The sequence below is a fragment of the Paenibacillus dendritiformis genome, from assembly GCF_021654795.1.
Lineage (GTDB): Bacteria > Bacillota > Bacilli > Paenibacillales > Paenibacillaceae > Paenibacillus_B.
Window position 1 is genome coordinate 3,323,963 of the sequence record NZ_AP025344.1, and the last position, 22,574, is coordinate 3,346,536.

General features: G+C 50.0%; 29 protein-coding genes and 1 pseudogene. 2 read left to right on the forward strand and 28 right to left on the reverse strand.

Annotation, left to right across the window (positions count from 1 at the left end; genetic code table 11):
• Positions 1-4: 4 nt before the first annotated feature.
• Genes L6439_RS14635 through L6439_RS14645 form a run of 3 tightly spaced genes read right to left on the reverse strand, consistent with a single transcriptional unit; the run spans position 5 to position 1,129 of the window.
• Positions 5-574, reverse strand: a complete 570-nt coding sequence (locus L6439_RS14635) for a YdcF family protein (protein WP_168182885.1) — start codon at positions 572-574, stop codon at positions 5-7.
• A 26-nt stretch (positions 575-600) separates the two neighbouring features.
• Positions 601-942, reverse strand: coding sequence for a hypothetical protein (locus L6439_RS14640; protein WP_168182884.1), 342 nt, complete (start codon positions 940-942; stop codon positions 601-603).
• A 49-nt stretch (positions 943-991) separates the two neighbouring features.
• Positions 992-1,129 (reverse strand): hypothetical protein, encoded by a 138-nt coding sequence (locus L6439_RS14645; RefSeq protein WP_168182883.1) that lies wholly within the window; start codon positions 1,127-1,129, stop codon positions 992-994.
• A 423-nt stretch (positions 1,130-1,552) separates the two neighbouring features.
• Between L6439_RS14645 and L6439_RS14650 the strand changes: the two genes are divergently transcribed.
• On the forward strand, positions 1,553-2,134 hold the full coding sequence (locus L6439_RS14650) for a manganese efflux pump (RefSeq protein ID WP_168182882.1): 582 nt from the start codon (positions 1,553-1,555) through the stop codon (positions 2,132-2,134).
• A 69-nt stretch (positions 2,135-2,203) separates the two neighbouring features.
• On the opposite strand, the gene L6439_RS14655 is transcribed toward L6439_RS14650, so the two are convergent.
• The 21 genes and pseudogenes from L6439_RS14655 to L6439_RS14750 form a co-directional block, all read right to left on the reverse strand.
• On the reverse strand, positions 2,204-3,232 hold the full coding sequence (locus L6439_RS14655; protein ID WP_213468383.1) for a Gfo/Idh/MocA family protein: 1,029 nt from the start codon (positions 3,230-3,232) through the stop codon (positions 2,204-2,206).
• Positions 3,233-3,347: 115 nt separating this feature from the next.
• Positions 3,348-3,962 carry a dienelactone hydrolase family protein gene (locus tag L6439_RS14660; protein ID WP_237096473.1) on the reverse strand — a complete coding sequence of 205 codons (615 nt, stop codon included), beginning with the start codon at positions 3,960-3,962 and terminating at the stop codon, positions 3,348-3,350.
• Positions 3,963-3,969: 7 nt separating this feature from the next.
• On the reverse strand, positions 3,970-4,338 hold the full coding sequence (locus L6439_RS14665; RefSeq protein WP_210429663.1) for a hypothetical protein: 369 nt from the start codon (positions 4,336-4,338) through the stop codon (positions 3,970-3,972).
• Positions 4,339-4,340: 2 nt separating this feature from the next.
• A complete protein-coding gene (locus tag L6439_RS14670) occupies positions 4,341-4,829 on the reverse strand; it encodes a GNAT family N-acetyltransferase (RefSeq protein WP_168182879.1) in 489 nt (162 codons plus the stop codon).
• Between the two features lie 61 nt (positions 4,830-4,890).
• Entirely contained in the window at positions 4,891-5,271 is a 381-nt protein-coding gene (locus L6439_RS14675) for a VOC family protein (protein ID WP_213468381.1), read from the reverse strand.
• 6 nt (positions 5,272-5,277) lie between these two features.
• Entirely contained in the window at positions 5,278-5,730 is a 453-nt protein-coding gene (locus L6439_RS14680) for a helix-hairpin-helix domain-containing protein (RefSeq protein WP_213468380.1), read from the reverse strand.
• A 208-nt stretch (positions 5,731-5,938) separates the two neighbouring features.
• Positions 5,939-6,280, reverse strand: a complete 342-nt coding sequence (locus L6439_RS29705; RefSeq protein WP_366926009.1) for a CPBP family intramembrane glutamic endopeptidase — start codon at positions 6,278-6,280, stop codon at positions 5,939-5,941.
• Positions 6,199-6,798 carry a hypothetical protein gene (locus L6439_RS14685; RefSeq protein ID WP_213468378.1) on the reverse strand — a complete coding sequence of 200 codons (600 nt, stop codon included), beginning with the start codon at positions 6,796-6,798 and terminating at the stop codon, positions 6,199-6,201. The genes L6439_RS29705 and L6439_RS14685 overlap by 82 nt, the downstream gene beginning before the upstream one ends.
• Positions 6,799-7,674: 876 nt before the next feature.
• On the reverse strand, positions 7,675-8,334 hold the full coding sequence (locus L6439_RS14690) for a VOC family protein (protein WP_168182574.1): 660 nt from the start codon (positions 8,332-8,334) through the stop codon (positions 7,675-7,677).
• Positions 8,335-8,491: 157 nt separating this feature from the next.
• The gene (locus tag L6439_RS14695) at positions 8,492-8,947 is read right to left on the reverse strand and encodes a CBS domain-containing protein (protein WP_168182573.1); all 456 of its coding nucleotides are present in this window, start codon (positions 8,945-8,947) and stop codon (positions 8,492-8,494) included.
• Between the two features lie 19 nt (positions 8,948-8,966).
• Positions 8,967-9,470 (reverse strand): MarR family transcriptional regulator, encoded by a 504-nt coding sequence (locus tag L6439_RS14700; RefSeq protein WP_168182572.1) that lies wholly within the window; start codon positions 9,468-9,470, stop codon positions 8,967-8,969.
• Between the two features lie 228 nt (positions 9,471-9,698).
• Positions 9,699-10,217 carry an NUDIX hydrolase gene (locus tag L6439_RS14705; protein WP_237096474.1) on the reverse strand — a complete coding sequence of 173 codons (519 nt, stop codon included), beginning with the start codon at positions 10,215-10,217 and terminating at the stop codon, positions 9,699-9,701.
• Positions 10,218-10,391: 174 nt separating this feature from the next.
• The gene (locus L6439_RS14710) at positions 10,392-11,747 is read right to left on the reverse strand and encodes a TrkH family potassium uptake protein (protein ID WP_168182570.1); all 1,356 of its coding nucleotides are present in this window, start codon (positions 11,745-11,747) and stop codon (positions 10,392-10,394) included.
• 571 nt (positions 11,748-12,318) lie between these two features.
• Positions 12,319-13,887, reverse strand: a complete 1,569-nt coding sequence (locus L6439_RS14715) for a catalase (RefSeq protein WP_168182576.1) — start codon at positions 13,885-13,887, stop codon at positions 12,319-12,321.
• Between the two features lie 399 nt (positions 13,888-14,286).
• Positions 14,287-14,823, reverse strand: a complete 537-nt coding sequence (locus tag L6439_RS14720) for a GNAT family N-acetyltransferase (protein ID WP_237096923.1) — start codon at positions 14,821-14,823, stop codon at positions 14,287-14,289.
• A gap of 308 nt (positions 14,824-15,131) precedes the next feature.
• On the reverse strand, positions 15,132-15,563 hold the full coding sequence (locus L6439_RS14725; protein ID WP_213468377.1) for an NUDIX hydrolase: 432 nt from the start codon (positions 15,561-15,563) through the stop codon (positions 15,132-15,134).
• 124 nt (positions 15,564-15,687) lie between these two features.
• Positions 15,688-16,038, reverse strand: coding sequence for a VOC family protein (locus L6439_RS14730; protein WP_213468376.1), 351 nt, complete (start codon positions 16,036-16,038; stop codon positions 15,688-15,690).
• Positions 16,039-16,157: 119 nt separating this feature from the next.
• On the reverse strand, positions 16,158-16,367 hold the full coding sequence (locus L6439_RS14735) for an amidohydrolase family protein (protein WP_420540563.1): 210 nt from the start codon (positions 16,365-16,367) through the stop codon (positions 16,158-16,160).
• Positions 16,348-16,548: pseudogene (locus L6439_RS14740) on the reverse strand (FAD-dependent thymidylate synthase); the annotation flags it as partial. The gene L6439_RS14735 and the pseudogene L6439_RS14740, both read right to left, overlap by 20 nt.
• Before the next feature lie 235 nt (positions 16,549-16,783).
• Complete coding sequence (locus L6439_RS14745) at positions 16,784-17,149, reverse strand: hypothetical protein (protein WP_168182566.1); 366 nt, start codon at positions 17,147-17,149, stop codon at positions 16,784-16,786.
• Positions 17,150-17,200: 51 nt separating this feature from the next.
• Positions 17,201-17,350, reverse strand: a complete 150-nt coding sequence (locus tag L6439_RS14750) for a hypothetical protein (protein WP_213468375.1) — start codon at positions 17,348-17,350, stop codon at positions 17,201-17,203.
• A 58-nt stretch (positions 17,351-17,408) separates the two neighbouring features.
• Here L6439_RS14750 and L6439_RS14755 point away from each other — a divergent pair, with 58 nt between their 5' ends.
• A complete protein-coding gene (locus L6439_RS14755) occupies positions 17,409-18,098 on the forward strand; it encodes a DUF421 domain-containing protein (RefSeq protein WP_168182565.1) in 690 nt (229 codons plus the stop codon).
• Between the two features lie 45 nt (positions 18,099-18,143).
• Here L6439_RS14755 and L6439_RS14760 read toward each other — a convergent pair whose 3' ends face one another.
• The 4 genes from L6439_RS14760 to L6439_RS29880 all read right to left on the reverse strand — a co-directional run bounded on the left by L6439_RS14760 (position 18,144) and on the right by L6439_RS29880 (position 22,272).
• A complete protein-coding gene (locus L6439_RS14760) occupies positions 18,144-19,139 on the reverse strand; it encodes a helix-turn-helix transcriptional regulator (protein ID WP_213468374.1) in 996 nt (331 codons plus the stop codon).
• 243 nt (positions 19,140-19,382) lie between these two features.
• The gene (locus tag L6439_RS14765) at positions 19,383-20,672 is read right to left on the reverse strand and encodes an amidohydrolase (RefSeq protein ID WP_213468373.1); all 1,290 of its coding nucleotides are present in this window, start codon (positions 20,670-20,672) and stop codon (positions 19,383-19,385) included.
• 73 nt (positions 20,673-20,745) lie between these two features.
• The gene (locus L6439_RS14770) at positions 20,746-21,783 is read right to left on the reverse strand and encodes a UDP-N-acetylmuramate dehydrogenase (RefSeq protein WP_213468372.1); all 1,038 of its coding nucleotides are present in this window, start codon (positions 21,781-21,783) and stop codon (positions 20,746-20,748) included.
• Positions 21,784-22,059: 276 nt separating this feature from the next.
• Positions 22,060-22,272 carry a four-helix bundle copper-binding protein gene (locus tag L6439_RS29880; RefSeq protein ID WP_475718275.1) on the reverse strand — a complete coding sequence of 71 codons (213 nt, stop codon included), beginning with the start codon at positions 22,270-22,272 and terminating at the stop codon, positions 22,060-22,062.
• Positions 22,273-22,574: the final 302 nt, after the last annotated feature.

A 22,574-nucleotide genomic window follows, 5' to 3' on the forward strand; every position in this document is an offset into this window, starting at 1 on the left:
CAGGTTATGGTGATGAGGCCTGCCGCTCTACCCATTTCGGAATATGCGGTTCAAAGTAGGTTGCAATTTTTCGCGCCTCGGTCAGAACCAGCTTGATCCCAGCCTCTTCCGCGTACCAGTCCGCCCTGTTCACGCGGGTGCTGTCTTGTTGGACGCAAAAGCGGACGTGTGGCGGAAAGACGGCCTGATACGTCATAAGCGCTCTTCTCGAGAAATACGCTTTGCAGACGAGGATGGCCCGGTTCACCTCCAGCTTGCGCTCCTGAATCACGCTCCAGGAATTCCTCGCGTTGTCGAATGTGTTTTTCGCTTTGTCTTCCCGCAGGATAGCATGAGCGGGAATCCCCAGCGAGACGCCAATCTGCTGCAAATGCTCCCATTCCGTCCGATCCAGCTTCCGGTTATAACCTCCGGATGGCAGCACGTAAGGTGCATATCCCTCGTGATACAATTGCGCGGCGATGGCCATCGGCTGCGTATGACTGCCGCCCGGAACCAGTATGATGTCGGCAGGCTGGGGCTCTTCTTCCGGAACGAAGACAAGCTCGGTGAGACAATCAAACGGATAGGTCAACCAGCGTCACCTCCTGTACGGTCATTTCAATATTTGACGCCATGAGCACGGAAGGCACAGAGGCACAGCAAGTACATCAGATTGGTTGCGCCGAACAACGAAAAAACACCCGGATTCAGCACCATATACATGCTATACGGGAGACTCCAGACGAATGCGATTAGCAGCAGCGAGCTCCGGAGCCGCATCAAGCCTGCCACGCAGAGAACGGCCGGAAGGGCCAGCATGGCCAAGCTGATTCCCGCACTGACTTGATCCATCCCCGCAAAATATGGATCCACCCCTATTAATAGCACCCATAGAATGATAGAAAGCGCGCATGCTCCATAGCCTATCCTTTGCACCTTGGCAATACTCATCTTGTTCATCTTATTCATCACTCGCTTCATCGGGATACGGATGCGTATCCTCCTTGGATTATTTGTGTTGTTCCCGGCATCGCTTGGTTTTATCATACTTCATTTCCATTTCTTCTACGACACTTTGAATGAACAAAAACGGGATCACCCCGATCCCCATTACACCATAACCGAGCCACTTCAACACCTTCATCATCTGCTCCATCTCCTTTTCGCACGGCACCAACCGGAATCTCTGTTCACGGTTTTTCTTCCGGCCTTTCCCCATGCCTTTGCTGTGTTCTTCACCTTATTCAACTGTTGAGAAAAGGTGCAATCCAATCATCAGTCCGTTGAGGAAATCGCAACAGAAGAGGAAGCTGTGCTTGAGCCCGCCCAGGCTGGCCATGAAGGAAAGGCGGCATCTGTTTCATTTTCTTCAACAAAATTTTGAGCAGGCAAGCACTTTTTGCAACAAAGGTGAATTATAATGCTCATAACTGGATGGAAACGATTGGGGGGGTTGAGGAGCATAAAGTAAAAGCCAGTGCCGGCCGATACAGGAAGGGTGTGGTGGGACGAGAATGTAAACCAAGCTTTGCTTTAAGATGACTACATGAAAAAAGGAGCTAACAAAAAAATGACATCATGGCTTATGATTGCGGCGTTGACCTTTTCGTCGAGCATCGATAATTTGGGAGTCGGTTTGTCCTATGGCGTGCGGAATATTCGCATCAGTATGCTCTCGAATCTATTTATCGCAGTGATCTGTTTTCTCTTTAGCATGTGCGGAATCTATTTCGGGATGTTCATTGCCACCGTGCTCCCCGGAATCCTCCCCGTCGTGCTGGGCGCCTTCCTGCTCGTGGTGATCGGTCTGCGCATTATCCTGATGGCCGTTCCGCGCAAAAATCAACAGCCAAACAGCAGCCCCGAGGCGGCGAGTCCCAAGAGCATTGGCTTCGTTGAATCCGCGGTGCTCGGCGTTGCCCTGTCCGCCAATGCATTGACGAATGGCGTCGGGGCCGGCCTGCTCGGTTTTTCCCCGCTGCTGATCTCGATATTGGCGGCGGCCGGAAGCTTTGTCACCGTATGGGCCGGAGTGGCTTTCGGCATCAGACTGACGCATGTCCGCATCGGCAAATTTACCGTCGGGCAATTCGGGACCTTGATTAGCGGGATGCTCTTATTGCTTGTGGCCTGTGGCGCGTTCCTAGACTAGCATTCCCGCTTCAATAAAACAGCCAAAGGCTTTGCGTAACCAAAGCCTTTGGCCCAGATGGGTTCAGCCTTACAATTGAACCTTTTTCCCCGTTTTTCCGGATTGGTATATCGCCGCGACCATTTTCTGCGTCTTCAATGCCTCTTCCCCGGTAATATGCAGCGGAGCGCCGTTAACGACCGCATCGTAGAAATTGCCGATTTGATGAATATGGCTGATGCCCCAATACGATTTGACCCCTTCGCCGTAATCGATCAGGTTGGTGCGATCCGAATCGCGGCTGATTTCCGTGCCGTCTTCATAGCAAATGCTGCCTTTCTCGGCCCGGATATACGCTCTCCCCTTCTCGCAATGCAGCTCAATCTCGACAGGAGCGTCATAGCTGTGATAGTTCATGGCGTAGAAGGAGGCCATGACCCCGTTTTTGAATTGGATCACCCCGTCAGCCACGTCTTCGACGTCAATCTTCTCGTGCGTTCGGTTCTCGATATGAGCGGCAATCGCCGCAATATCGTCGCCAATGAACCATCTCATCAAATCCAGCGTATGAATCGCCTGGTCAATGATGACCCCGCCGCCTTCCTTGTCCCAGGTGCCCTTCCAGTCGCTTAAGCTGTAGTATTCGTCCGTTCGCTTCCATGTAACCGAGCAGCGGGCTCCCAGAACGCGGCCCAGCTTGCCGCTCTCAAGCGCTTCCTTAATCAGCACCGAGCCCGGATTGTACCGGTTCTGGAAGATGACGCCAAAGGTAACGTTGTTCCGGCAGCATGCTTCAATCATCGCTTCCGCATCTTCCACGGTAATGCTCATCGGCTTCTCCGTGATGACATGCTTGCCTTTTTCTGCCGCATAGATCACGACAGGCGCATGCATATGGTGCGGCGTGCACACATGAACAACGTCCAGACCGGCTTCATCGATCATTTGCTTATAGTCCAAATAAGAAACGCAGTTATACTGCTTCGCGGCTTTTTGCGCCCGCTCCTCTTTGATATCGCATACAGCCACGAGTTCAGCATGTTCATTTAACTCCACAGACTTGGCATGCATCGGAAAAATATTGCCGCAACCCACGATGCCAACACGTTTTTTTGTCATGAATCGTCCCTCCATCCTTGTATCGCATTCGACTGAACGCTGCAACCAGATGATTCATCTCTATCATATCTCGCGATGGCGGACCTGCCCATGAATGATATCGGTATTACCTGAACTATTTTGCTGCCCTTGGAAGCGTTCGCTTCTCCTGGCGCAGAAATTCGCTGCATCCTGTCATGCACGCTTCCGCCTGCTCCGGTAGATAGCTCGGGTGAAAAGGATTCATAAACCCATGTCCGGCCGCAATGACCTCAACGCGTGTCCGCTCCGTCTCTCTCAACTGCCGCGCTAATCCGGGCACATCAAATGGCTCCTCGCTTGCGAAGTACAGCAAGGCAGGACAACAAGGCTTGATGTCCGCGTAATTGCGGATTCTTGAGCCGTAGAAGCCGATAATTCCGTCAAGGCCGCCGCTGCCGCTGCACATCCAGGCAACGGTGGCTCCAACACTGAAGCCGGCCAGCAAAATGGCATTATATTGTTGGCGGTTCGCTTCAATCAGGCCTCTCACTTCTCGGGCGGAGGCGTCGAATCCGACTTCATTGATAAAATAGGAATACGCGGCCGCTTCCTCCCCATAGGCAAATGGCGCTCTGCCCAATAGATTCGGCGTCAACACCTCATGGCCTTGCTCTTCAAAACGTTGGCGGTAATAAGCAATATGATCGTTCACCCCGTAAATTTCGTGAAGCAGAATGATAAGCGTTTTTCCCGTCAGCTGTTCCATCATCTCGACCTCATTTTGGGAAGCCTTGTTCGCTCAATTCCATCAGCCACGCTTCCAATGTATCCCGGATATCATGTCTGTCTCGGGAGGAAAACTGTTTATAAATCTCCCATTCTTCATTGGCAATAACCAGCCGGTACTGTCCTTCTCGGCTCGAATCGGGGTACCAGCCCAAATCGATGATGCATTTATCCTCGCTTGGAATCTCCCAACGGCCCTGATGAAGCGCCATTTTGTCAATCTGAAGCAGATCCTCGGTGAAGTACGTCCAGTTGCCGAGCATATCGCTATCCTCCGCCATTTCCGGATCGGCATCATAAAATTTGTTATATCCTACCGCAAAACCTTGAGGTATGCGCAGCGGCATCAGTCTCACCATTCTCATCCCTCTGTTCGCTGATATATTCTTTTCTCATAAATTAATATTTCTTTGTTATTTCCGTTCGTTTTCGAGTCGATCCTTTTGAAGCCATGCCGCATCCAGAAAAGGTGGGCCCGCGTATTTTTCGTCACGACTCCGATTCTGTACTTGCTTATGCCCTGACTTTCCATCAGCTCTTCAAATAATTGCACGGCCTGCGCGCCGTATCCCTGCGATTGCCGATCGCCGCTGATCACGAGGAGCCCCAGCCAAGCGCATTGATCGGCCGGATTCAGCGGCAAATATTCGAGGATGCCGATATAGTCCTCATTCTCCTTGACCAGCATCCGCTTGGCGCCGATGCGATGGGCCTGCTGGATATCTGCCAGCACTTCTTCTCTTGGTATGATCTCTTTATTTCTGGATACCAGATTAAATAAAGGATTGGAATTAATAATAGCTTCTTCGATATCGACTCGCTTCGCCGATGTTATTTCAAACGATAACATGGTTGCCATCCTTTCGAATGCATGCTGTATATCAAATCCCCAACTTCTTCTCGTGTCATGTTTATCCTGCTTTGTTCCCCACCGCGATCCAGCGGCCATCCACATCCTCGAATACGAATTCATGATTGTTGTAGTCCGTCGTTGTCAATGGACGCACGATTTTAATTCCTTTGCCAGCCAGCTCGCGTTCCAATTCCAGTTGGTCATAGGCGATGAAATAGGCGTCATATCCGTATCCGTGAACGATTCGATTAGGGATGACAGCGTCATGTATCGATCGCGTCAACACGATCTCGATACCGTCTCTATACAAGCATACATGCGGCTCTGACGATTCAAGATAATGCACCGCCCTGAAGCCGGCAAGCTCGTAAAATGCCGCTGTCTTCGCCATATCCGGCGTCGGAAAAATTTGCAGGCAATGCGAGAAGCCTCTGCTCATAGTCAACTACTCCTTTTTCGGCCGATTCGGCGGATATCCATATTTATCTCGGTATTGCTTCCGTTCAGCGGTGAAATCCCACCATTGCCTCGAACTATCGCGATGCCGGGCAAAATCAACGATCAGCCGGCATTGATCCTCCACGCATGGGTCGATCTCGAAGCCGTACCGTTGCTCCAGGGCGTCAAATAACTGCGCCCCATCCAGCTGCTTCAGCTCTTCCAGCGAATGGTATCCTAACTCTACCATATCGCGGGCGAATTGCGGACCGATGGATGGAATTCGTTGAAATTCGGCCAAGGCTCGCAGTTCCCTGGCTCTTGGCTGCGACAAACGCAAGCGCGAACAGAGCTCCTCCACGGAATAATCCGCGAGATCGGCGATTTTTATCTTTTGCCGCTTGAACGCCGCCCGCTCCTCCGCCGTCAGCTCAAGCTTGGGCGTTTTTTTGCCGTTCATTTGCATCACCCGCTTTCTCTCAAGTGACCAAAGCTTACTCCATCCTTTTTCGATTCAATTCCCTCATTTTATTTTCGCAAAGGATGGGCGAGTTCCTTTCTAGGCTTCCATTGGAAAGTAAAACGCGTAAATTTAATATACCGCTGCCTCTAATGACCGGAAATGATAAGTTATTGATTTTCTGTTAAGGTCCGGTATGGACGGATTTTCACCAAAAATGATACTTGGCAAGGATCGATTCATATCCGCTTATCGCATCAATGACGGAATGAACGAAGACGGGAGCAATCAGGTTATTCGTTCTCAACCACAGGAAACCCAGGATCAACCCGCCGAATAATCCTTCGGTAAAACAGACCGCAAACGCATGCAGGACATCTCCCGCAAAGCCGGTGTCAAAGAGCCGGAATGGCAGGTGGTAGAGGGCAAATAATAAGGCCGTAATCATCCAGCCGCTTAGTCTCGAGTTCAGCGCCTGGGAAATTCGGGTTCCAATCCCAGCAAGTATTTGCCGCCGGGCGTCGTTATCAGCATCATTCCTCCGAAGCATGCTCCTGACAGAAGAGCGGCTCTCAAATTGCCGAGAAGCGCGCTTGTCGCGAGACCGACATCAGATAGTTTATAGCCTCGTCTCCTTAGCAGAAGCCAGGGAATAACGACGAGACCTAGCCAAAAACTGATTCCATTCGAAAAGAGGATATGCCTGCTGAAGAAAATGTCCCAAAGTCCCACATTAAGGACCAGCCAGACGGCAAAATAAACAAGAAACAGCAGCGCTTCCCGCTTCGGCTGTCGGACAACGGCAGGCGGACTCTTCGCCCTCCACGTAAACAAGGTCATGCAGCCGATCATGGCCGCGATAAAAAGAGCCATCGCCACGCTGTTGGACAAGGCTGCTGTCTGATAAAACGCTTCCAGTGCCCAGGCAGAGCCGAAAAACAGCGCTGCCAGGACATAGAAATATACATTTCTAAAAAGAGATGTCATGCATTTTCCTCCAAATCTCAGGCTGTTGGAAAACCCCTGTTTTTTGTGAAGGGGTGGAGATGCTCCATTTTCCTCATCCAAACTTTGGCTCTCAGAGCGTTTTAAATCGATTTTTCTACCGGGAGAAGAGATCCATCACAGGTGAAAAGTCCCATAGACTGCTCAATGGCCTGGTTTTACGGGATCCAAGCGACCGGGTCGGATGCTGGGGCATCATCGCCTTCAGGAAGCATTATCGGCCTGCTGGAAGCATCGTTGCCTCCTGGGGCTTGGACGTGCGAAGGAAATTGCTGCTATTTTACAGGAATTTAGGCTTAATGAGTCCACATCCCGAGGAATTGCTGCAAATCTACATCATTTTAGGCCCTTTTGCTTCAAGCCGAAGTTAAACGGTGGAAATTCCTGTAATTTTGCAGGATTCCCTTTCTGGTAAAGTCGTCCATATCAAATTGCTGTATTTATGCAGGATTTCGCTTTCTGAACAGGCGTGTCTCGAGAAATCGTGGAGTTTTGCGGATTTCGCCTGCCGGATGGGCGTGTCTAGGGAAATGGTGCAGTTTTAAGTCCGGTAGAAATATCCATTTTCCTGTTCAAAACTTCCTTCTCAACAGCCTGAAAACTGCGTGCTGCGAGAGGCTTCATTCGCTTTCTTCTTTGATGTGACAGGCCCCCCGGTTTGATGCAACTTCGTTATCAACGTATCCCATTTGTTCAAATTTCCGAATCCTGAATGACGCCCGCTTTAACGTACTCGATGATCTTTCTGGCTTCCGCTTCCACTCGCTTCCACTCGCTTCCACTCGCTTCCTCCCGCTGTCATGCTGCCACCAATTATCCCGCCGGGTCGTCTCGTCGTCTACCGGACATAGTGAATACGAGATCCACTGTGGCAGGCATGTCTTCATCGTTAAATGAGTTCGTCTCTGCCAAGGACAAAAATACAATCTCCCGCCTCTTCTAGTCATCGATCCGTGAAGCTTCTCCGAATGTTATCCATCCGATCCCTCTTGCCAATACTTTCACCGGATAGCTTCGCGCTCGCTTCTGATTCGAGAAAAACCATTCCCGGCCTGTCTTGACGACAATGAACAGCCCGTGCTCATCTCCCGCCGGAGTCAGGCCTTCATCATCCGGTCTCCAGTTCGGCACCCCGATTTCATTCAAGGCCCGGACGAAGGGAATGACCTCATTGGCCACAATGCCGATTTCACTGACGCCCTTGATATCGCCGCTCCCGAACGGATGCGAGACCGCATTGGACAAATTGTGCCGGGCGATCAATTCGACAATATTGCCGGAAGGATCTTCAAAATAGACGGAGTGGGCATTCCAAGAGGTAAAAAACACTTCGTCCTCCCCGTCCTCCTGGATCAAACTCACTCGGGATTGAAGCCAGCTTTTGGCTTCGCGGAACTTATTCTCTGGGATGTTCATGGCAAAATGATAAAATGGGCGGGAAAACGCCGTCGTCGTCTGAAACGTTACCCGGGTCGCCCCCGCTTGTACGGCGAAGGAATCGTCCCGCTCCTCGACAAGCTCAAGCTCCAGCACATCGCGATAGAACGATTTCGTTTCCAACGGATTTTCCGTCAATAGGATGACGCGCTCCATAATCATTCCCTTTCCCTCCTTTTATCCAAAAAGTTGTTCTGAATTCTGACGGTCGAAACGGGTATGTATCCTCATCATATGATACCAAATGGATATAGCTTAAAATAGTAACAAAAAGAGCAAGACCAGAACTCAAAATGGTTCCCATTCTTGCTCACGCGATTTACCTGCACTCCGCCAAATACCGAATAAGGTCGCCGCGGCTAATCATTCCCGCCAATACCCCGTTTCTTTCCACGATGACTTTTTGCACCCGCTTATTGCCAAATAACGTGGCCACCTCTTCAATTTTAGAGTCAACGGGCACCGTTGCCACATCGCGAGCGGCAATTTCCATCACATTGCGTCCAGCCAAGCGCTGCCATTTCGAGCCGATCCCTTCCTCATCGATATAGACCGGCAGTGGCATATACATTTGGAACATCCAAAAATTAATGTCAAAATTTCGGATATATTCAATAACGTCCCGCTGACTGATTAACCCGGAGATCTCGTTGCGCTCGTTGACAACAGGCAGCGCGCTGACCCGATAAGCGGCAAATCGCTCGATCGCTTGCTCGACCGTATCGGTTTCCTTTACTTTGATGACCCGCCGAACCATAATATCGGAAGCTAACATCGCCAGCTCCTGCTCCCTTCTACACGTCTGTGCCTTCTATCAGTTTCTGTTCATAATATTCCACCAGGTCCCGCGAAAACCGCTTGATGCAATCTAGCTGTTCTGGCGAATATCGATCAAGAAACCGGAGAAAGCGATTCTCCTCCGCCTCATGCAAATGCTCGTGGAGGTCGAAGAGCCGCCTGCCTTTGGGAGTCAGGCGAAAATAGACTTCTTTTTTGTTGTCTTTGAGCTGGGTGCGCTTGACGAATCCTTCATCGAACAGCTTCGCTGTCATCTTCGTAATGCTTGCCTTCGACAGCTCCATTTTCTCTGCGATTGAAGTCGTATTGATTGGCTCATAACGGCCGATGCAGTCGATGACATGAACCATGGTGAAGTTGTAAGTCCCTTCGCTTAGTCCTTCTTCCATTGCTTTCCTGCGAAAAGTTGCGATTTCCCAGCTTTCTTCTTGCTCAATCAAGTGCATCATCTTCCAACGGAGATCATAAATTTGCTTTTTTGCTTGCTTGGAATGCTCCATTTCTGCAGTCCCCCTTTTCTCTCTATTCTTCTTTATCAAGGACGAAGTCATTTTATTTACCTAGGTAACAATATGGGTTTGCAGTAAAAAAATTGGGACCATGCTGCAAACGAACTTATTATAACTAACTTGATAATGATTATCAATATCATATGAGAAAAAAGGCTCTTTGCTATCCTAAAGAAAACAAAGAGCCCTGTCATATCGCCGACCCGGAAAACACTCCTTTTACCTTGCCGTTGCCGCAGCTTCCCGCATACTGCTCGTATACTTCACGAGGTACTCTATCCTTGCCGCTTCATCGTATTCGATATTCGGATCAATCGGGGTTGTTATTTGCTCGATCAACGAATCCCCGACAAAAATGCAATGGTGATTATAGCATTGCTCCTCATGCAGCACCTGATCGAGACAACTCCGAATATTGGAGGCCACTCCGGCGTTGGCGGGATGCATAATCCACCGGATTTCTTTCCAATCCAGTATTCCTTCCGCTGTTTTTACGGGTGTCGGATATGTATGTTCTTGCGGAATATCGGCCAAATACAAATAAAGCCCGCCAAAATCCCTTTTCTCCCCGGTTGTCCATGTAATTACGCCCTTAAAAGCAATGTCCAGATCTTCAAGCCCTGTTTCTTCCTTGATTTCCCGCAGCATGGAAGACCTTGGTTGTTCATTCTTCTCGATCTTGCCGCCAACTCCATTCCAGCAGCCCATCCATGCCGGATTTTCTCGATTCAGCAGCAATATTCTGCTTCCTTGCCTGATTAAGCATAACGTGTACTTCAGCATACTTTCTCCTCGCTATTGTCTGTCTTGGCCTGGCTCCGTCTATTCCGGACACTTCTGCCCGAATCCGCTTCGCCGGGCGCTGCTGGGTTCGAAGCGTGTGGAATCGCAACTTTCGGTGTGACCCGACAGCTATCCGATAAGCAGCCTTTCCTCCGGGTATCGGAATTTCCCTTTTGAAGATCGCTGCGATATCGCAAAGAATAATGTCAACGGTCCCAGCCTTCCTATGTACATGGTCATAATAATGATGGTTTTGCCAAGCGGAGACAACTCGGAAGTCAGCCCCATGGAAAGCCCTACGGTTCCGAAAGCCGAAGTCGCTTCGAATAGAACCTCCATGAAATCCTTCTGCAGACTGTGTTCGGTCAGAGTAAGCAGGAACGTCGACGTAAGGACGATGCTCAAAGAGACGACGATGACAGCGAGGGCCCGCAATATGAGCTCGTGCGGCAACCTTCTCTTCAAAATATTCAAATCTCCCTTTCCCTTCACGATCATGGCCACACTCAGATAAAGAACCGCGAATGTGCTTGTTTTGATGCCTCCTCCGGTCGAACCGGACGATGCGCCGATAAACATCAAAAAAATGATGAACAATTGTGAGGCGGTCATCATTCCTCCGATATCGATCGTATTGAAGCCGGCCGTTCGGGGAACGACCCCCTGGAAGTATCCTGCCCATAACCGTTCGCTCCACGATAAGTCTCCGAATGTTCGTGGATTGAAGCATTCAATAACGAATACGAACAGAAACCCCGCCAAGGAAAGAAGCCCCGTCGTAATCAAGACCACTTTGGTATTCAAGGACAGCGTTCTCCATCTGCGCTTATTCCAAATGTCCATGATAACCACGAAACCGATTCCGCCAAGAATAAAAAGCAGTGTAATCACAATATTGACAAGCGGATCGCCGACATATCGGGAGAGACTGTCAGACCATAAGGCAAACCCCGCATTATTAAAAGACGAAATGGAGTGGAAAATCCCATAGTAGATGGCGCGCTTCAGCCCCATCTCGCTAGACCACCGGGCAGCAAGCAGAGTGGCGGCGCATGCTTCGATAATAAATGCCGTCGTAAAGATGCCAAGAGATAATCGCACGACCCCTTGCATCGAGATCGAATTGGTGGATTGTTGGATCAGCAATCTTTCTTTAAGACTGATTTTTTTGCCGAGCAAAATAGCAACGAGAACCCCGAACGTCATGAAGCCCAGCCCTCCGATTTGAATCAGAGCCATAAGGACGATCTGTCCGAACAACGAAAAATCCGTACCGGTATCGAGGACCGCCAGCCCGGTTACGCACACTGCCGATGTAGAAGTAAACAGCGCGTCGAGAAAGCCGATGCTTATCCCGCTAGAGGCGGATACAGGCAGCGCCAACAAGATAGCGCCAATAAAAATAATTCCCGCAAAACCAATCATAATAATTCGCGGCGATGTGTATCGGGTATTTTGATTTTTTCCGTGCTCCAATTTCTGCATGTTTTCCCTGCCTTCCATTTTGATGGAATTCGCGCTTGCCCTTAGAGCAACGATGTATCGGCTTCATGCAACTTTTATTCTAGCGAAATTTTGGACAAAAGGAAACCGGCGGGGAAAAAACTGAACGCTGAGCATGAGCGGCAAGCTCGTCCGACAGCCACGAACGGGTGAAGGCATCCGAGTCCGAATCCCGGACGGACAGCCGGTACACATGCCCGCACTGTACTGCAGACGGCGGAAGCTTGATGAGGCGGTGCAGTCCTGCGATAATCAGGCTGTTGGGAAACACCCGTTTTCTTTGGAGGGGTGAAGACGTCCACTTTCCTCATCGAAACTGGGGACTCAGAGCGTCATCGTCTTCTGGAGGCATCATAACCTCCTGGAGCTTAACGTGTGTGGTTGAATTGCTGCTGTTTTGCACGATTCCCCCTAACTCAGCGGATCTCATAATGGAAAACTGGATTTTATAAAGCATTTTCAGCAAGCTGAGCTTTGGAACGCAGCAGGGGGCTGCCTCGTCGCAGCCGAAATTATGCTACGAATGAGCCCCCCTTCGACTTCTCCTGTTCTTTTAATACGAATCCGTCTCATGTCCTTTGCGTTCGGCTTCCTTCACTGCTTCACCCGTGTGCGTGGAGCCGATCGGACCATGATCGGATGAATTCATGCTGTTCCGCAATCCTTCCGCGACGCGGCGCCCGTAGTCCTCATCACATTTCGTGAACAGCTCGATCATTCGCTCCTGAATATGAGTATTGCAGGTCTTTAACGTATTGACCAGATTCAAGATGAGATCATCGCGCTCGAACTCATCAAATGCCCGATACGTCTCGCCTGCTTGCTTGAAATCATTCGTACGGTCGATGCTGGCCCGCATCAGCTTCCCTTCGACATGCGGCATATACTCCTTATTCGTCCGGGGCGCTTCCTTCAGGCCGTTCAACGAGGACGGCTCATAGTTGATATGCGGGTTTTGGCCGGGAGCAAGATCCACATAATAGGCCATTTGACCGTCGCGCTGATTGGTGCCTACCCGCTTTTTCGGCGCATTGATGGGAAGCTGCAAGTAGTTCGCCCCAATGCGGTAACGCTGCGTGTCGGAATAAGAAAGGGTCCGTCCCTGCAGCATTTTGTCATCCGAGAAATCCATCCCGTCGACGAGCACTCCGGTCCCAAAGGCGGCTTGCTCCACCTCGGCAAAATAGTTCTCCGGGTTTTTATTCAGCACCATCCGCCCGACCGGAAGCCACGGAATTTGCTCCTTCGGCCATATTTTGGTATCATCCAACGGATCGAAGTCCAGCTCGGGATGCTCATCGTCGCTCAATATTTGCACAAACAGCTCCCACTCCGGGTAATCTCCGCGTTCAATCGCCTCATACAGATCCTGCGTGGCGTGGTTGAAATTTTTGGCCTGGATCGCCTCGGCTTCCGCCTGAGTCAAGTTTTTGATTCCCTGCTTCGGTTCCCAATGATATTTGACAAGAACCGCTTCTCCTTCTTGGTTGACCCACTTGTATGTATTGACGCCGGACCCCTGCATTTGACGGTAGTTGGCCGGGATTCCCCAAGGGGAATATACGAACGTGACCATGTGCAGCGTCTCCGGCGAATTGCAGCAGAAATCGAAGAAGCGTTCGCCGTCTTGAATGTTCGTTACCGGATCCGGCTTGAAGGCGTGAATCATATCCGGGAATTTGATCGCATCGCGAATGAAAAAGATTTTCAGATTGTTACCGACGAGATCCCAGTTCCCGTCCTCCGTATAAAATTTGACGGCAAAGCCTCGCGGATCGCGAAGCGTCTCCGGGGAATGTCCGCCATGAATAACCGTAGAGAAGCGTACGAACACGGGCGTTCTCTTCCCCGCCTCTTGAAACAATTTCGCGCGCGTATATTTGGAAATCGGCTCATCTCCGACTTTCCCGTACGCTTCAAAATATCCATGTGCTCCCGCTCCGCGTGCATGCACCACCCGCTCCGGAACGCGCTCGCGATCAAAGTGCGTGATTTTCTCGATGAATTGGTAATTTTCGAGCGTGGCCGGTCCCCGGTTCCCTACCGTCCGGATATTCTGGTTATTCCGAACAGGGTGCCCCTGACGGGTCGTCAGCGTGGAAGCATCCTCTCCGTCCGCCATCCGCGTATCGAGCGCATCCCCTGAGCCCGTGACAGAAGTTCCATGCTCCTTCGCATCTTTTTTCCCGCTGGTGTTCATGTTGTTCTTATCCATCTTCGCTCTCCTTTAGTGCAATTAGTAATTTCAGGTATTTAATCTATTATTGTGATATTACACGATGGATTATTCAGACCGGGACGTGTTCAAACGAAGAAAGATATTATCATGATGAGCTACACGGGGGGAATGTCCATGGAGGCAGATATCAGAGAGCTTCATCGGCTCATGAAAAAAAGGGCTCTCGCCCCCTGTCATTCTATGAACATATTATAACGTTCGGCTCGTCCACCAACTTGGCGCTGAGCCAGAACGACCCGGATACGATGCTTCCCGGGGCGATCTCCTTGTCAAGCGCCAATATCAATGCTTGCCCTGGAGTTCCTTTACATACTTGCTGTGTCCATCCGTGCTGCCTGCGTACTGAAAGCCATTCGCTCTGTAATAATGATTGAGCTTCTCATTGTCGCCTACACAATCCAGCTTTATGTATTTCATATGATCCGGAATTTGCAATCCTTGTTCAATCCAGCGCAAAATCTCCTTGCCCAGATTCCGGCCTGCATGAGATCTCGACAACGCCAATCTATGAATAAAAATCGAATCATCCAGACGCTCGGTTTGCCAAATATGCCGATCCCAAGCTTCCGGCTCCAATAGAACGGATACGGTTCCGATCACATTGCCTTCCTTTTCGATGACAAACGCAGATCCGCTGTTGATACTGATCATGACATCATCCCGCCCGTATCCATCCAGAAAATGTCCCCATTGCCGGATGCCATTGCGGCGGAGCCAAGCCGCGGCTTCAAGAAACAGGTTAAGCAACTCATCAAAGTGCTTCCGCTCTGCCCGTTGAATCGTATAATCATCCAATAGTTGATGCTGTATTATCAACATCTTATCCAAATGATTCACCCCAAAATAGAATATCTCAAATTGCGAACGGGCATTGCCTGAATCTGCGCATCGTACGCCTTCGCCTATCCCTTGCCAAACTGTCGGCGTTCAGCCTTTTGACCGCATTCCCCGGCGCAGCACTCGCGGCGCATGTTTATATGTTACCACATCCTCCCATGCCGGCATAAGAGCGAATAAGTTCAATTCGGGATCCTTGCATCCATTCGATCGGAACATGATTCTCAAGTTATCAGTATTCCCGACTTCTCCTCGATAAAGATTCGGATGCATCTGTATTCATTGCGGGACTACGATTTATCCATCGGGAACAGCTCCTCCACAAATGGCGTGACATCAAGTTCCGGTAATTCATCTAGGGCGATCCAGCGGGCTCCTAACGAATCCTGTCCGTCCCCGCTCGTTCTTAATTCATAGCGGTTATCAAGCAATTCTACATCATAGATGATGCCGATATGATGTAGCTCTTCCAATTGATTTGCGGTATATGGGTAAATAAGCGTATATGAGAGCGCTGATCTAATCTTTCCTGCGATACCGGTAATGCCGGTCTCCTCTTCTATTTCTCTTTGGAGAGCTTCATACGGCTTCTCTCCGAACTCAATGGTTCCGCCGGGAAGATCCCATTTTCCGGTATGAGGGCCTCTTGCTTTTTGAATGAGAAGCAGTTCATTGTTCTTGATAATGACCCCATACACGCCAAGGTGAGTGTATCTCGTCATACTTCCCCTCTTCCCTTATGAACGGTAGTTGTATTTCTTCACCTCATCCGTTAATCTGTTCAGCAATCGCTCTCTTTCGGTCCGGAATGTCTTGTTCTCTTTAAGAAATTCATTGTTCGTTGGACTAGGTATGAGCAACGATATTGACGAGCTTGCCGAACGGGTCGCGGACATAGAAACGCCGAACGCCCCACGGCTCATCAGCCGGCCCGTATTCAATCGGGAACCCGGCGTTCCTCATTCGCTCCAGCGCGGCATCGACATCGTCAACTTCGATCGACAGATCCGGCACAGGCGTCTTCGAGCCTCCCTCCGCGGCAACGCTGAGCTGAACGCTCATTTTCTCTGCCGATCCGTAGGTAACAATCCAGCCATGATCCATCAATAGATCGAGCCCAAGCACGCCACGGTAGAAGCGTTCCGCTTCCGCGATATCCTGCGCGCCAATATTGGCGACAATTCGTCTTACTTTCATTCCCGGTTCTCCCTTGAACTATATTCAAACATTTTCTATATCAGCTCCATCGCATGAATCAATGAAAAACAGAGACATAGCTTCTCCCTGTCATTTTAATGTTTTTTTCTATTATTTCTTTATTTCCTTGCAAAATCTATCCTTCTCCCCATAATCATCGTCCATTGCACATCGAAGTTATCGTCCAAGAGGACGAGATCGGCCTGACAACCGGGAGCGATTCGGCCTGTATGATGAGTCCCGAGGATATCGGCAGGGGTTGTAGCCGCCATTTGCACCGCATCGGTTAACGGGATTCCGAGCTCGACCGTCAATTGCAATGATGGCATGCCGGAAAGGCGAAGTATGCCCTTCCCGGGCTAAAAATTGGATCAGTCTAAGATCTTTTTCATTCAGTTCCTTCGATTCTTTCGCATAGGACACCCTTGCGGCATTCACCACGGTCAGATCGGATCCCATGTGATCGACTAACCTCACATAACCTTTATCCAGCACCTGCTTCATCGTCATCCCGGTTTCTCTCCTTTGTCTTGTTTCAAGAAATTTTTTTGTAGTAACGTTTGAACATCTGATAGGACGGATGCCATCCGTTCAAGGTTCATGACACGCTGCACGAATTCGCTCCATAGTTTATTCTCGGTTCTCAGTTGAAAATCCTGTCAACATGGAGAGGATAAAGCAACTCATGATTCGAATGCCCGAATCCAAAAGGAGCTAGCGTGATGCAGCTGCTCCTTGTAGCGGTTTATCTATTCCATTCTTTACTTACAATATATGTATAGCTGCCATCTCGTTCATACGATACATGGCCATAATAGACCTGGACTCGGAACTCTCTGGAAATGATGCTGCCAATCTCCTCGATGGGCAGATTCATATTTTGTATGATCAAGATAATCGGGCATTCATATAAGCCCTGCTCCCAATTATGTTCCCTCGAAATATTGAAATAAGGTCCTGTTTCATCTTGCTCTTCGGAATCACTTTCACACCACTCCCACGTATCCTCATAGTCCCGCTCATAACGAGGCAAGTTCAGTGCCATTTGAAGCTCTCTTGCAATGTCATGCAGTTCTCTTTCGCAAAAAAACCAGAATTTGTTATGCTGCATCCCTATTCTCCCAACGTAACATTTCAGATATTCATATCCCGAAGATGATCCTTACTTCACCCAATCTGCGAGTCGTTCATTGTCCTTCAAGACATCCCGTTTGTAATAGTACACCTTCTGCCAAGCATAATCGACTTCTCCGGCCGAAATATAGAATCTCGTGTTGAAGCTCACGTCTTTCCCTTCATTGAAAATAGACACTCAGCGAATATTTCTTCTTCTCTATGGGGAAAATCCCATCATTAGGAGGTGTTTTCTAATGGAAATCATGGGCCGGACTCTATTCGCATTTATATCCTTACTTCTATTCAGCCGCCTGCTGGGCAAAAAGCAAATGAGCCATATCACGCTTTTTAATTACATTACCGGCATAACATTCGGATCTATTGCAGCTGCGATGGCGGTAGACAAATTTATTTCCATTCATGAGGGTATTATCAGTTTAGCGGTATGGAGTATTTTAACGATAGGCGTCAGCAAGCTCTCCTTAAAGTTCCCGCGCATCCGTGTGCTGCTCGACGGGGAGCCAACCATCGTCATTAAAAAAGGAAAAATTCTAGAAAAAACGATGGCCGAAACCCATTTAAACATGGATGACTTGAGCATGCTGCTTCGGGAGAAAGACATCTTCTCAATCAAAGATGTTGAATATGCGGTCCTAGAACCGCATGGCAGGATCAGCGTTCTCAAAAAAAAGGAGAAACAAGCTGCCACCAGAGAGGATTTAAAACTGCAGACTGAACCTCTGCAATATATGCCGACTGAGATTATTGTCGATGGATCCGTGGTGACAAAAAATCTTCGTGATCTGAATTTGTCACATGAGTGGCTGGAGAAAGCGCTGCACAAAGCCGGAAGTTCACTCGCTCATATTCAACAAATTTTCTATGCGGAACTCCAAAGCGACGGCACGCTTCATATTGACAAAAGAAGCGACAACGTACGCTGAACTTACCCGCTCAGCCCCGAAACGCTGTTTTTGTATCGTTAGCGTTCAACGGACCTTCTTAAGATGACAGGCTTGCGCTGCCGCGTTCGCCTTCCCGAGTTCGCTCGGATTATAGCCATAGGTTTTGCGGAATAGAGCGGCGAAATGGCTTATATTATGGTAGCCGACCATGAGGGCCGCTTCGCTCACATTGCCTTCTCCTTGCTCCAAAATTTTCCGTGCTTCATTCATTCGCAGCGCTCGCACATAACCGAATACGGTCGTGCCGAACAATTCCTTGAAGCCAAGCTTGAGCTTATAATCATTCAAGCCCGCCAATCTGGCAAGCTCAAGCAAGCTCGGAGGCTTCCTCCAGCAATGGGTCAATATTTCTCGCGCTTCGTGAAGACACCGGATATCCTCGGCGTTCAGCTTGGACAGCTCCGTTCGGACCCGTTCCTCCTTTTGCGCCCCGTCCAGGTGATGGACCAGCAGTTCATTCGCTTTCCCTTCCAGATACAACTTCCGGAGGCTTCCTTGATAAGGGCATTGCGCCATTTGTTCCACGATAGGAGCAATGTGGGGAGAACCCGCCGTCTGTCTGCAGTACGTGGAGTCATCCGTCAGCCGGGCCACATCAGGATGCAGTTCGTGGAACTGGCGCACATCCAGCCGGAGCTCCATATGCCATAACCGTTCCTGCGGATACAGCTCCGCATGCACCTTCGAATCCCGGATGAAGATAAAATTGGACACGCCGGGAGCCAGCCCGTAGCTTGAAGCCCGGCCCCCGGCATCCCAGCATCCTTGGCCCGAAAATGTATACGTAATCTCCAGATGAGGATATTGGATCCCGACATCCATCGTCACCGGCTCGGACAGACTCGCTTCGAACCAATTGAGTTCCATTCCACGCCGCAGCACAATCCGCTGGACACGCCCCGTGCCGCCCAGAATCGGAACAGTGTACCGATATTGTTCTTGCGGATCCGTCGACGGTGATATATCGCTTAACTGCGCAAAGACACCGTCTAAATTTCGTGCATTTAGTTGCAGCTTCAACTTTTCCCCTCTCTTCCTCGCATCACAATTAGGAGGCTCTCCATAAGGAGTTTACACTAAACATACCAACCATATATTGTATGCTTACATTTTTTTTGCTCAAGGAAAACACGACCTCTCAATCCCATATATTACAGCTTACTTGATAATGATTCTCAATGTCAAATATGATCATGCCTCTCCGAACAAAAAATCGCCTTCTGCCCAGCCGTCAATGCGGAGCAGAAGGCGATCCTGCATTATTTATATTCCCGCTACGATGCGTCTGGCCCGGGTGGAAGCCTGACGCAGTACTTCATCCTCGTCGATTGTTACCAGCTGCCGATGCCTCATCAGAACCTTCCCGTTCACGATGGTCGTGTCGACATCCGCTCCGTTCGCGCTGTATGCGAGCAGCGACTCGAGCTGATGGACGGGCTGCAAATGCGGCTTGTTCACATCCACGAGGATCAGGTCGGCGCGCTTGCCGGCTTCGAGCGTCCCTGCTTCGCGATCGATATTCAATAGCTTGGCGCTCTCCCGGGTAGCCATGCGCAGCGCCTGGCCGGCAGACAGCATCGTCGGATCGCCGCAGTCCAGCTTTTGCAGCCAGGCCGCCGCCTTGATCTCCTCGAACATGTCCACCGTGGCGGCGCTGCCGGCGCCGTCGGTTCCCAAGCCAACCACAATCCCTTGGTTCATCATGTCCAAGACCGGCGCAATCCCGCAGCCCAGCTTCAAGTTGCTGACCGGATTATGCGCCACGCCGCCGCGCATGTCTCTCAACAGCCCGATGTCTCCCCGCGTCATATGCACGCCATGCGCCAAGAGAACATGTGCCTTGTCGAACAGGCCGATATTGTATAAGTATTCGGCGGGCGTCACGTTATATTTTTCGCGGATGGACATCACTTCTTCTATCGTCTCAGCCAGGTGGATATGGATCGGAAGGCGCATCTCTTCGGCAAGCCTGACGATGCGCTTCAGCGGTTCGGGCGGACAAGTATATGGCGCATGGGGAGCAAGCATCGTCGTAATTCTGCCGTCCGCCTTTCCGTTCCATCGCTCGATGAGTCCAAGCGCTTCCGTCAATCGCTGGCCCCCGTCGTCCTGCAGAAATACCATTCCTCTGGACAAAGAGGCCCGCATGCCCACTTCGTCCACCGCAGCGGCGATTTCATCCATATGAATGTACATATCTGCAAAAGCGGTCGTGCCCGATTTGATCATTTCCGCCATCGACAGCTTGGCGCCCCAATAAATATCTTCAGGCGTCATGTTCGCTTCGGCGGGCAGCATTTTGCGTTCCAGCCAATCCATTAGCTTGAGGTCATCCGAGAAGCCCCGCAGCAAGCTCATCGGAGTGTGTTGGTGCGCATTAATTAAGCCAGGCATTGCCGCCATTCCTTGGCCATCCCACACTTCGTCGGCATCCACATCCAGGGCAGGCCCGATTTGTTGAATCGTATCCCCTGCGAGATGGATATCACCATGGAACGGGGCGTCCCCCTCTTTCATCGTCACGATGATCACATTTTTGATGAGCGTATTCATCGGCAGTCCTCCTCCACATGCAAGATAACTTGAGGATAGACTATGACGTAACGTAAAGGTCAATCCGGTCGTCTTATTTATCTTCCGGAACGATAACCACTTCGGGCTCGGGAATAAAACCGAAATGCCGGTAAATCCCCTCAGAGATGATATCCTTCAAATAAAGGATGTCGGATGCCGTCGCATCGCGATGGTTCAAAATCATATTGCCATGATACGGCGAAATCATCGCCCCGCCATGAGCGAGTCCTTTTAAGTTCAGCCTATCGACGAGAGCGCCGATCGAGGCGCCTGCCGCGTAGTTATTTTTAAAAAAAGAACCGCAAGATCGGGAAGTAAAATGCCGGTTCCCCGTCCGGTACTTATCGATGTCCGACAGTTGCCCAGGTAAGGCGTGATGTCTAAGCTCAAGCCCCTTCACTTCATTGGAAAAGAAAGAATAAAATTGAGACAGCGACGACAGCTGGCCGCTCCCTTCCTTATATCTCTCCAGGATGCCTCCAAGTTCGCTCTCTGCCGGTTCATCAAGCTCGGGAACCCGAATCTCCGCACCGACGATAATCCATGGTTTCTGCTGAAAAATCGATTGTTTATAGGAGAACTGGCAATCTTCGGCACGGATGACTTGCAGAGACAGCCCCGGGTCGGTAACATCCACATAATAAACCTTCTCTATCTTGTCTCCCATCTGATCATCGTGATACTTCGCATTCATATAAATACCGGCGCCCACGCAGCCCGGCAGCAAATATGTAAAATGAAGCCCGGATGTTCCCCAGATCAAACCTGCGACAGACAGCATCGACAGAGGCAATCCGGAAGAAATAAACCAAGCGGAGCCGTCAATCTGTCTGATCTCGGCAAAGTTCTTCAATGAAATATAGACGGTTCCCTTCCGCGGCCGCTCCGGAAACAGAATGTTCGTCCCCATGCCGAACACGAAATACTCCATCCCGTACGTTTTGCACCCTTCCAAGATGGCCATAAACTGCTCCGCCGTTTCCGGCATCGCAAAATAATCCGCCTCCCCTCCGATTCCATAAGAAGAATGCTCCGCTAACCGCACTTGACGTTTGCACAATGTATGAAAAAGCTGATGGCGATCATTCATCGCTGTGAAATAACCCCTTTCGAACGAGACGCGTTAGATTTACCAATGCAGGTCTTTTTCATTATACATTACAATATTGCAAATCGTTCGCAAGCCCTCTTTCAGCCACTGGGGTGCTGCTGCATCGGGCATTCTCCTTTTCGAGCTAATCAGAACGAGAATCATTCTCCTTTTCTCTTTTCTCCTTCCATGTTCGATTCAAATTCGCCCCCAAGTTTGGCTGCCGCATAAAAACAGCCGATTGCTCATAAAAAACGAACAGGCGACTGTTTTTATTTATTTTCGCCGTTCACCTGAACTTATCCTTGCATCGAGGCAAATGCCCTGCACTCCTGGGCGCAATTCAGACAGATCCTGCTGCACATCTCTCGCCAAATAACATGCCATCGTCGCACAGATCGTCGCGCAATCCCGCAGCAGAAGGATCTGCCTTCTTCTGGCATGAATGTCGGGTGTGCCGAGCATAGCGGTCACCATATGCTCGCACATATTCAAGCAGCCTTCAGGCTGTTGGAAAACCCTTTTTTTCGGAGGGGTGAGTACCTAATCGAAACTTGGCATTCAGAGCGTCATCGCCTTCTGGAGACATCGTAATCTCCTGGGGTTTTAACGTGTGGAGGGAATTGCTGCTATTTTACAGGATTTTCGGCTCAATGAGCCCACATTTCGAGGAATTGCTGCACGGCTACATCATTTTAGGCCCTTTTGAGCTAAGTCGAGGAGAAACGGGTGAATTTGCTGCAGTTTTACAGGATTCCCTTTCTGATGAAGTCGTCCCTACCGAATTGCTG

Coding starts and splice junctions, on each gene's coding strand:
- L6439_RS14735 (WP_420540563.1), bottom strand. CDS start 16,367: ATGCCATCATTGCAATTGACGGTCGAGCTCGGAATCCCGTTAACCGAT.
- L6439_RS14700 (WP_168182572.1), bottom strand. CDS start 9,470: ATGGAGCATTCCAAGCAAGCAAAAAAGCAAATTTATGATCTCCGTTGG.
- L6439_RS14640 (WP_168182884.1), bottom strand. CDS start 942: ATGAACAAGATGAGTATTGCCAAGGTGCAAAGGATAGGCTATGGAGCA.
- L6439_RS14695 (WP_168182573.1), bottom strand. CDS start 8,947: ATGTTAGCTTCCGATATTATGGTTCGGCGGGTCATCAAAGTAAAGGAA.
- L6439_RS14660 (WP_237096473.1), bottom strand. CDS start 3,962: ATGATGGAACAGCTGACGGGAAAAACGCTTATCATTCTGCTTCACGAA.
- L6439_RS14655 (WP_213468383.1), bottom strand. CDS start 3,232: ATGACAAAAAAACGTGTTGGCATCGTGGGTTGCGGCAATATTTTTCCG.
- L6439_RS14765 (WP_213468373.1), bottom strand. CDS start 20,672: ATGAATACGCTCATCAAAAATGTGATCATCGTGACGATGAAAGAGGGG.
- L6439_RS29880 (WP_475718275.1), bottom strand. CDS start 22,272: ATGTGCGAGCATATGGTGACCGCTATGCTCGGCACACCCGACATTCAT.
- L6439_RS14710 (WP_168182570.1), bottom strand. CDS start 11,747: ATGCAGAAATTGGAGCACGGAAAAAATCAAAATACCCGATACACATCG.
- L6439_RS14715 (WP_168182576.1), bottom strand. CDS start 13,887: ATGGCGGACGGAGAGGATGCTTCCACGCTGACGACCCGTCAGGGGCAC.
- L6439_RS14690 (WP_168182574.1), bottom strand. CDS start 8,334: ATGATTATGGAGCGCGTCATCCTATTGACGGAAAATCCGTTGGAAACG.
- L6439_RS14745 (WP_168182566.1), bottom strand. CDS start 17,149: ATGCAGCATAACAAATTCTGGTTTTTTTGCGAAAGAGAACTGCATGAC.
- L6439_RS14755 (WP_168182565.1), top strand. CDS start 17,409: ATGGAAATCATGGGCCGGACTCTATTCGCATTTATATCCTTACTTCTA.
- L6439_RS14730 (WP_213468376.1), bottom strand. CDS start 16,038: ATGAAAGTAAGACGAATTGTCGCCAATATTGGCGCGCAGGATATCGCG.
- L6439_RS14665 (WP_210429663.1), bottom strand. CDS start 4,338: ATGGTGAGACTGATGCCGCTGCGCATACCTCAAGGTTTTGCGGTAGGA.
- L6439_RS29705 (WP_366926009.1), bottom strand. CDS start 6,280: ATGCTTCGGAGGAATGATGCTGATAACGACGCCCGGCGGCAAATACTT.
- L6439_RS14670 (WP_168182879.1), bottom strand. CDS start 4,829: ATGTTATCGTTTGAAATAACATCGGCGAAGCGAGTCGATATCGAAGAA.
- L6439_RS14675 (WP_213468381.1), bottom strand. CDS start 5,271: ATGAGCAGAGGCTTCTCGCATTGCCTGCAAATTTTTCCGACGCCGGAT.
- L6439_RS14720 (WP_237096923.1), bottom strand. CDS start 14,823: ATGTTGATAATACAGCATCAACTATTGGATGATTATACGATTCAACGG.
- L6439_RS14645 (WP_168182883.1), bottom strand. CDS start 1,129: ATGATGAAGGTGTTGAAGTGGCTCGGTTATGGTGTAATGGGGATCGGG.
- L6439_RS14725 (WP_213468377.1), bottom strand. CDS start 15,563: ATGACGAGATACACTCACCTTGGCGTGTATGGGGTCATTATCAAGAAC.
- L6439_RS14770 (WP_213468372.1), bottom strand. CDS start 21,783: ATGAATGATCGCCATCAGCTTTTTCATACATTGTGCAAACGTCAAGTG.
- L6439_RS14650 (WP_168182882.1), top strand. CDS start 1,553: ATGACATCATGGCTTATGATTGCGGCGTTGACCTTTTCGTCGAGCATC.
- L6439_RS14680 (WP_213468380.1), bottom strand. CDS start 5,730: ATGAACGGCAAAAAAACGCCCAAGCTTGAGCTGACGGCGGAGGAGCGG.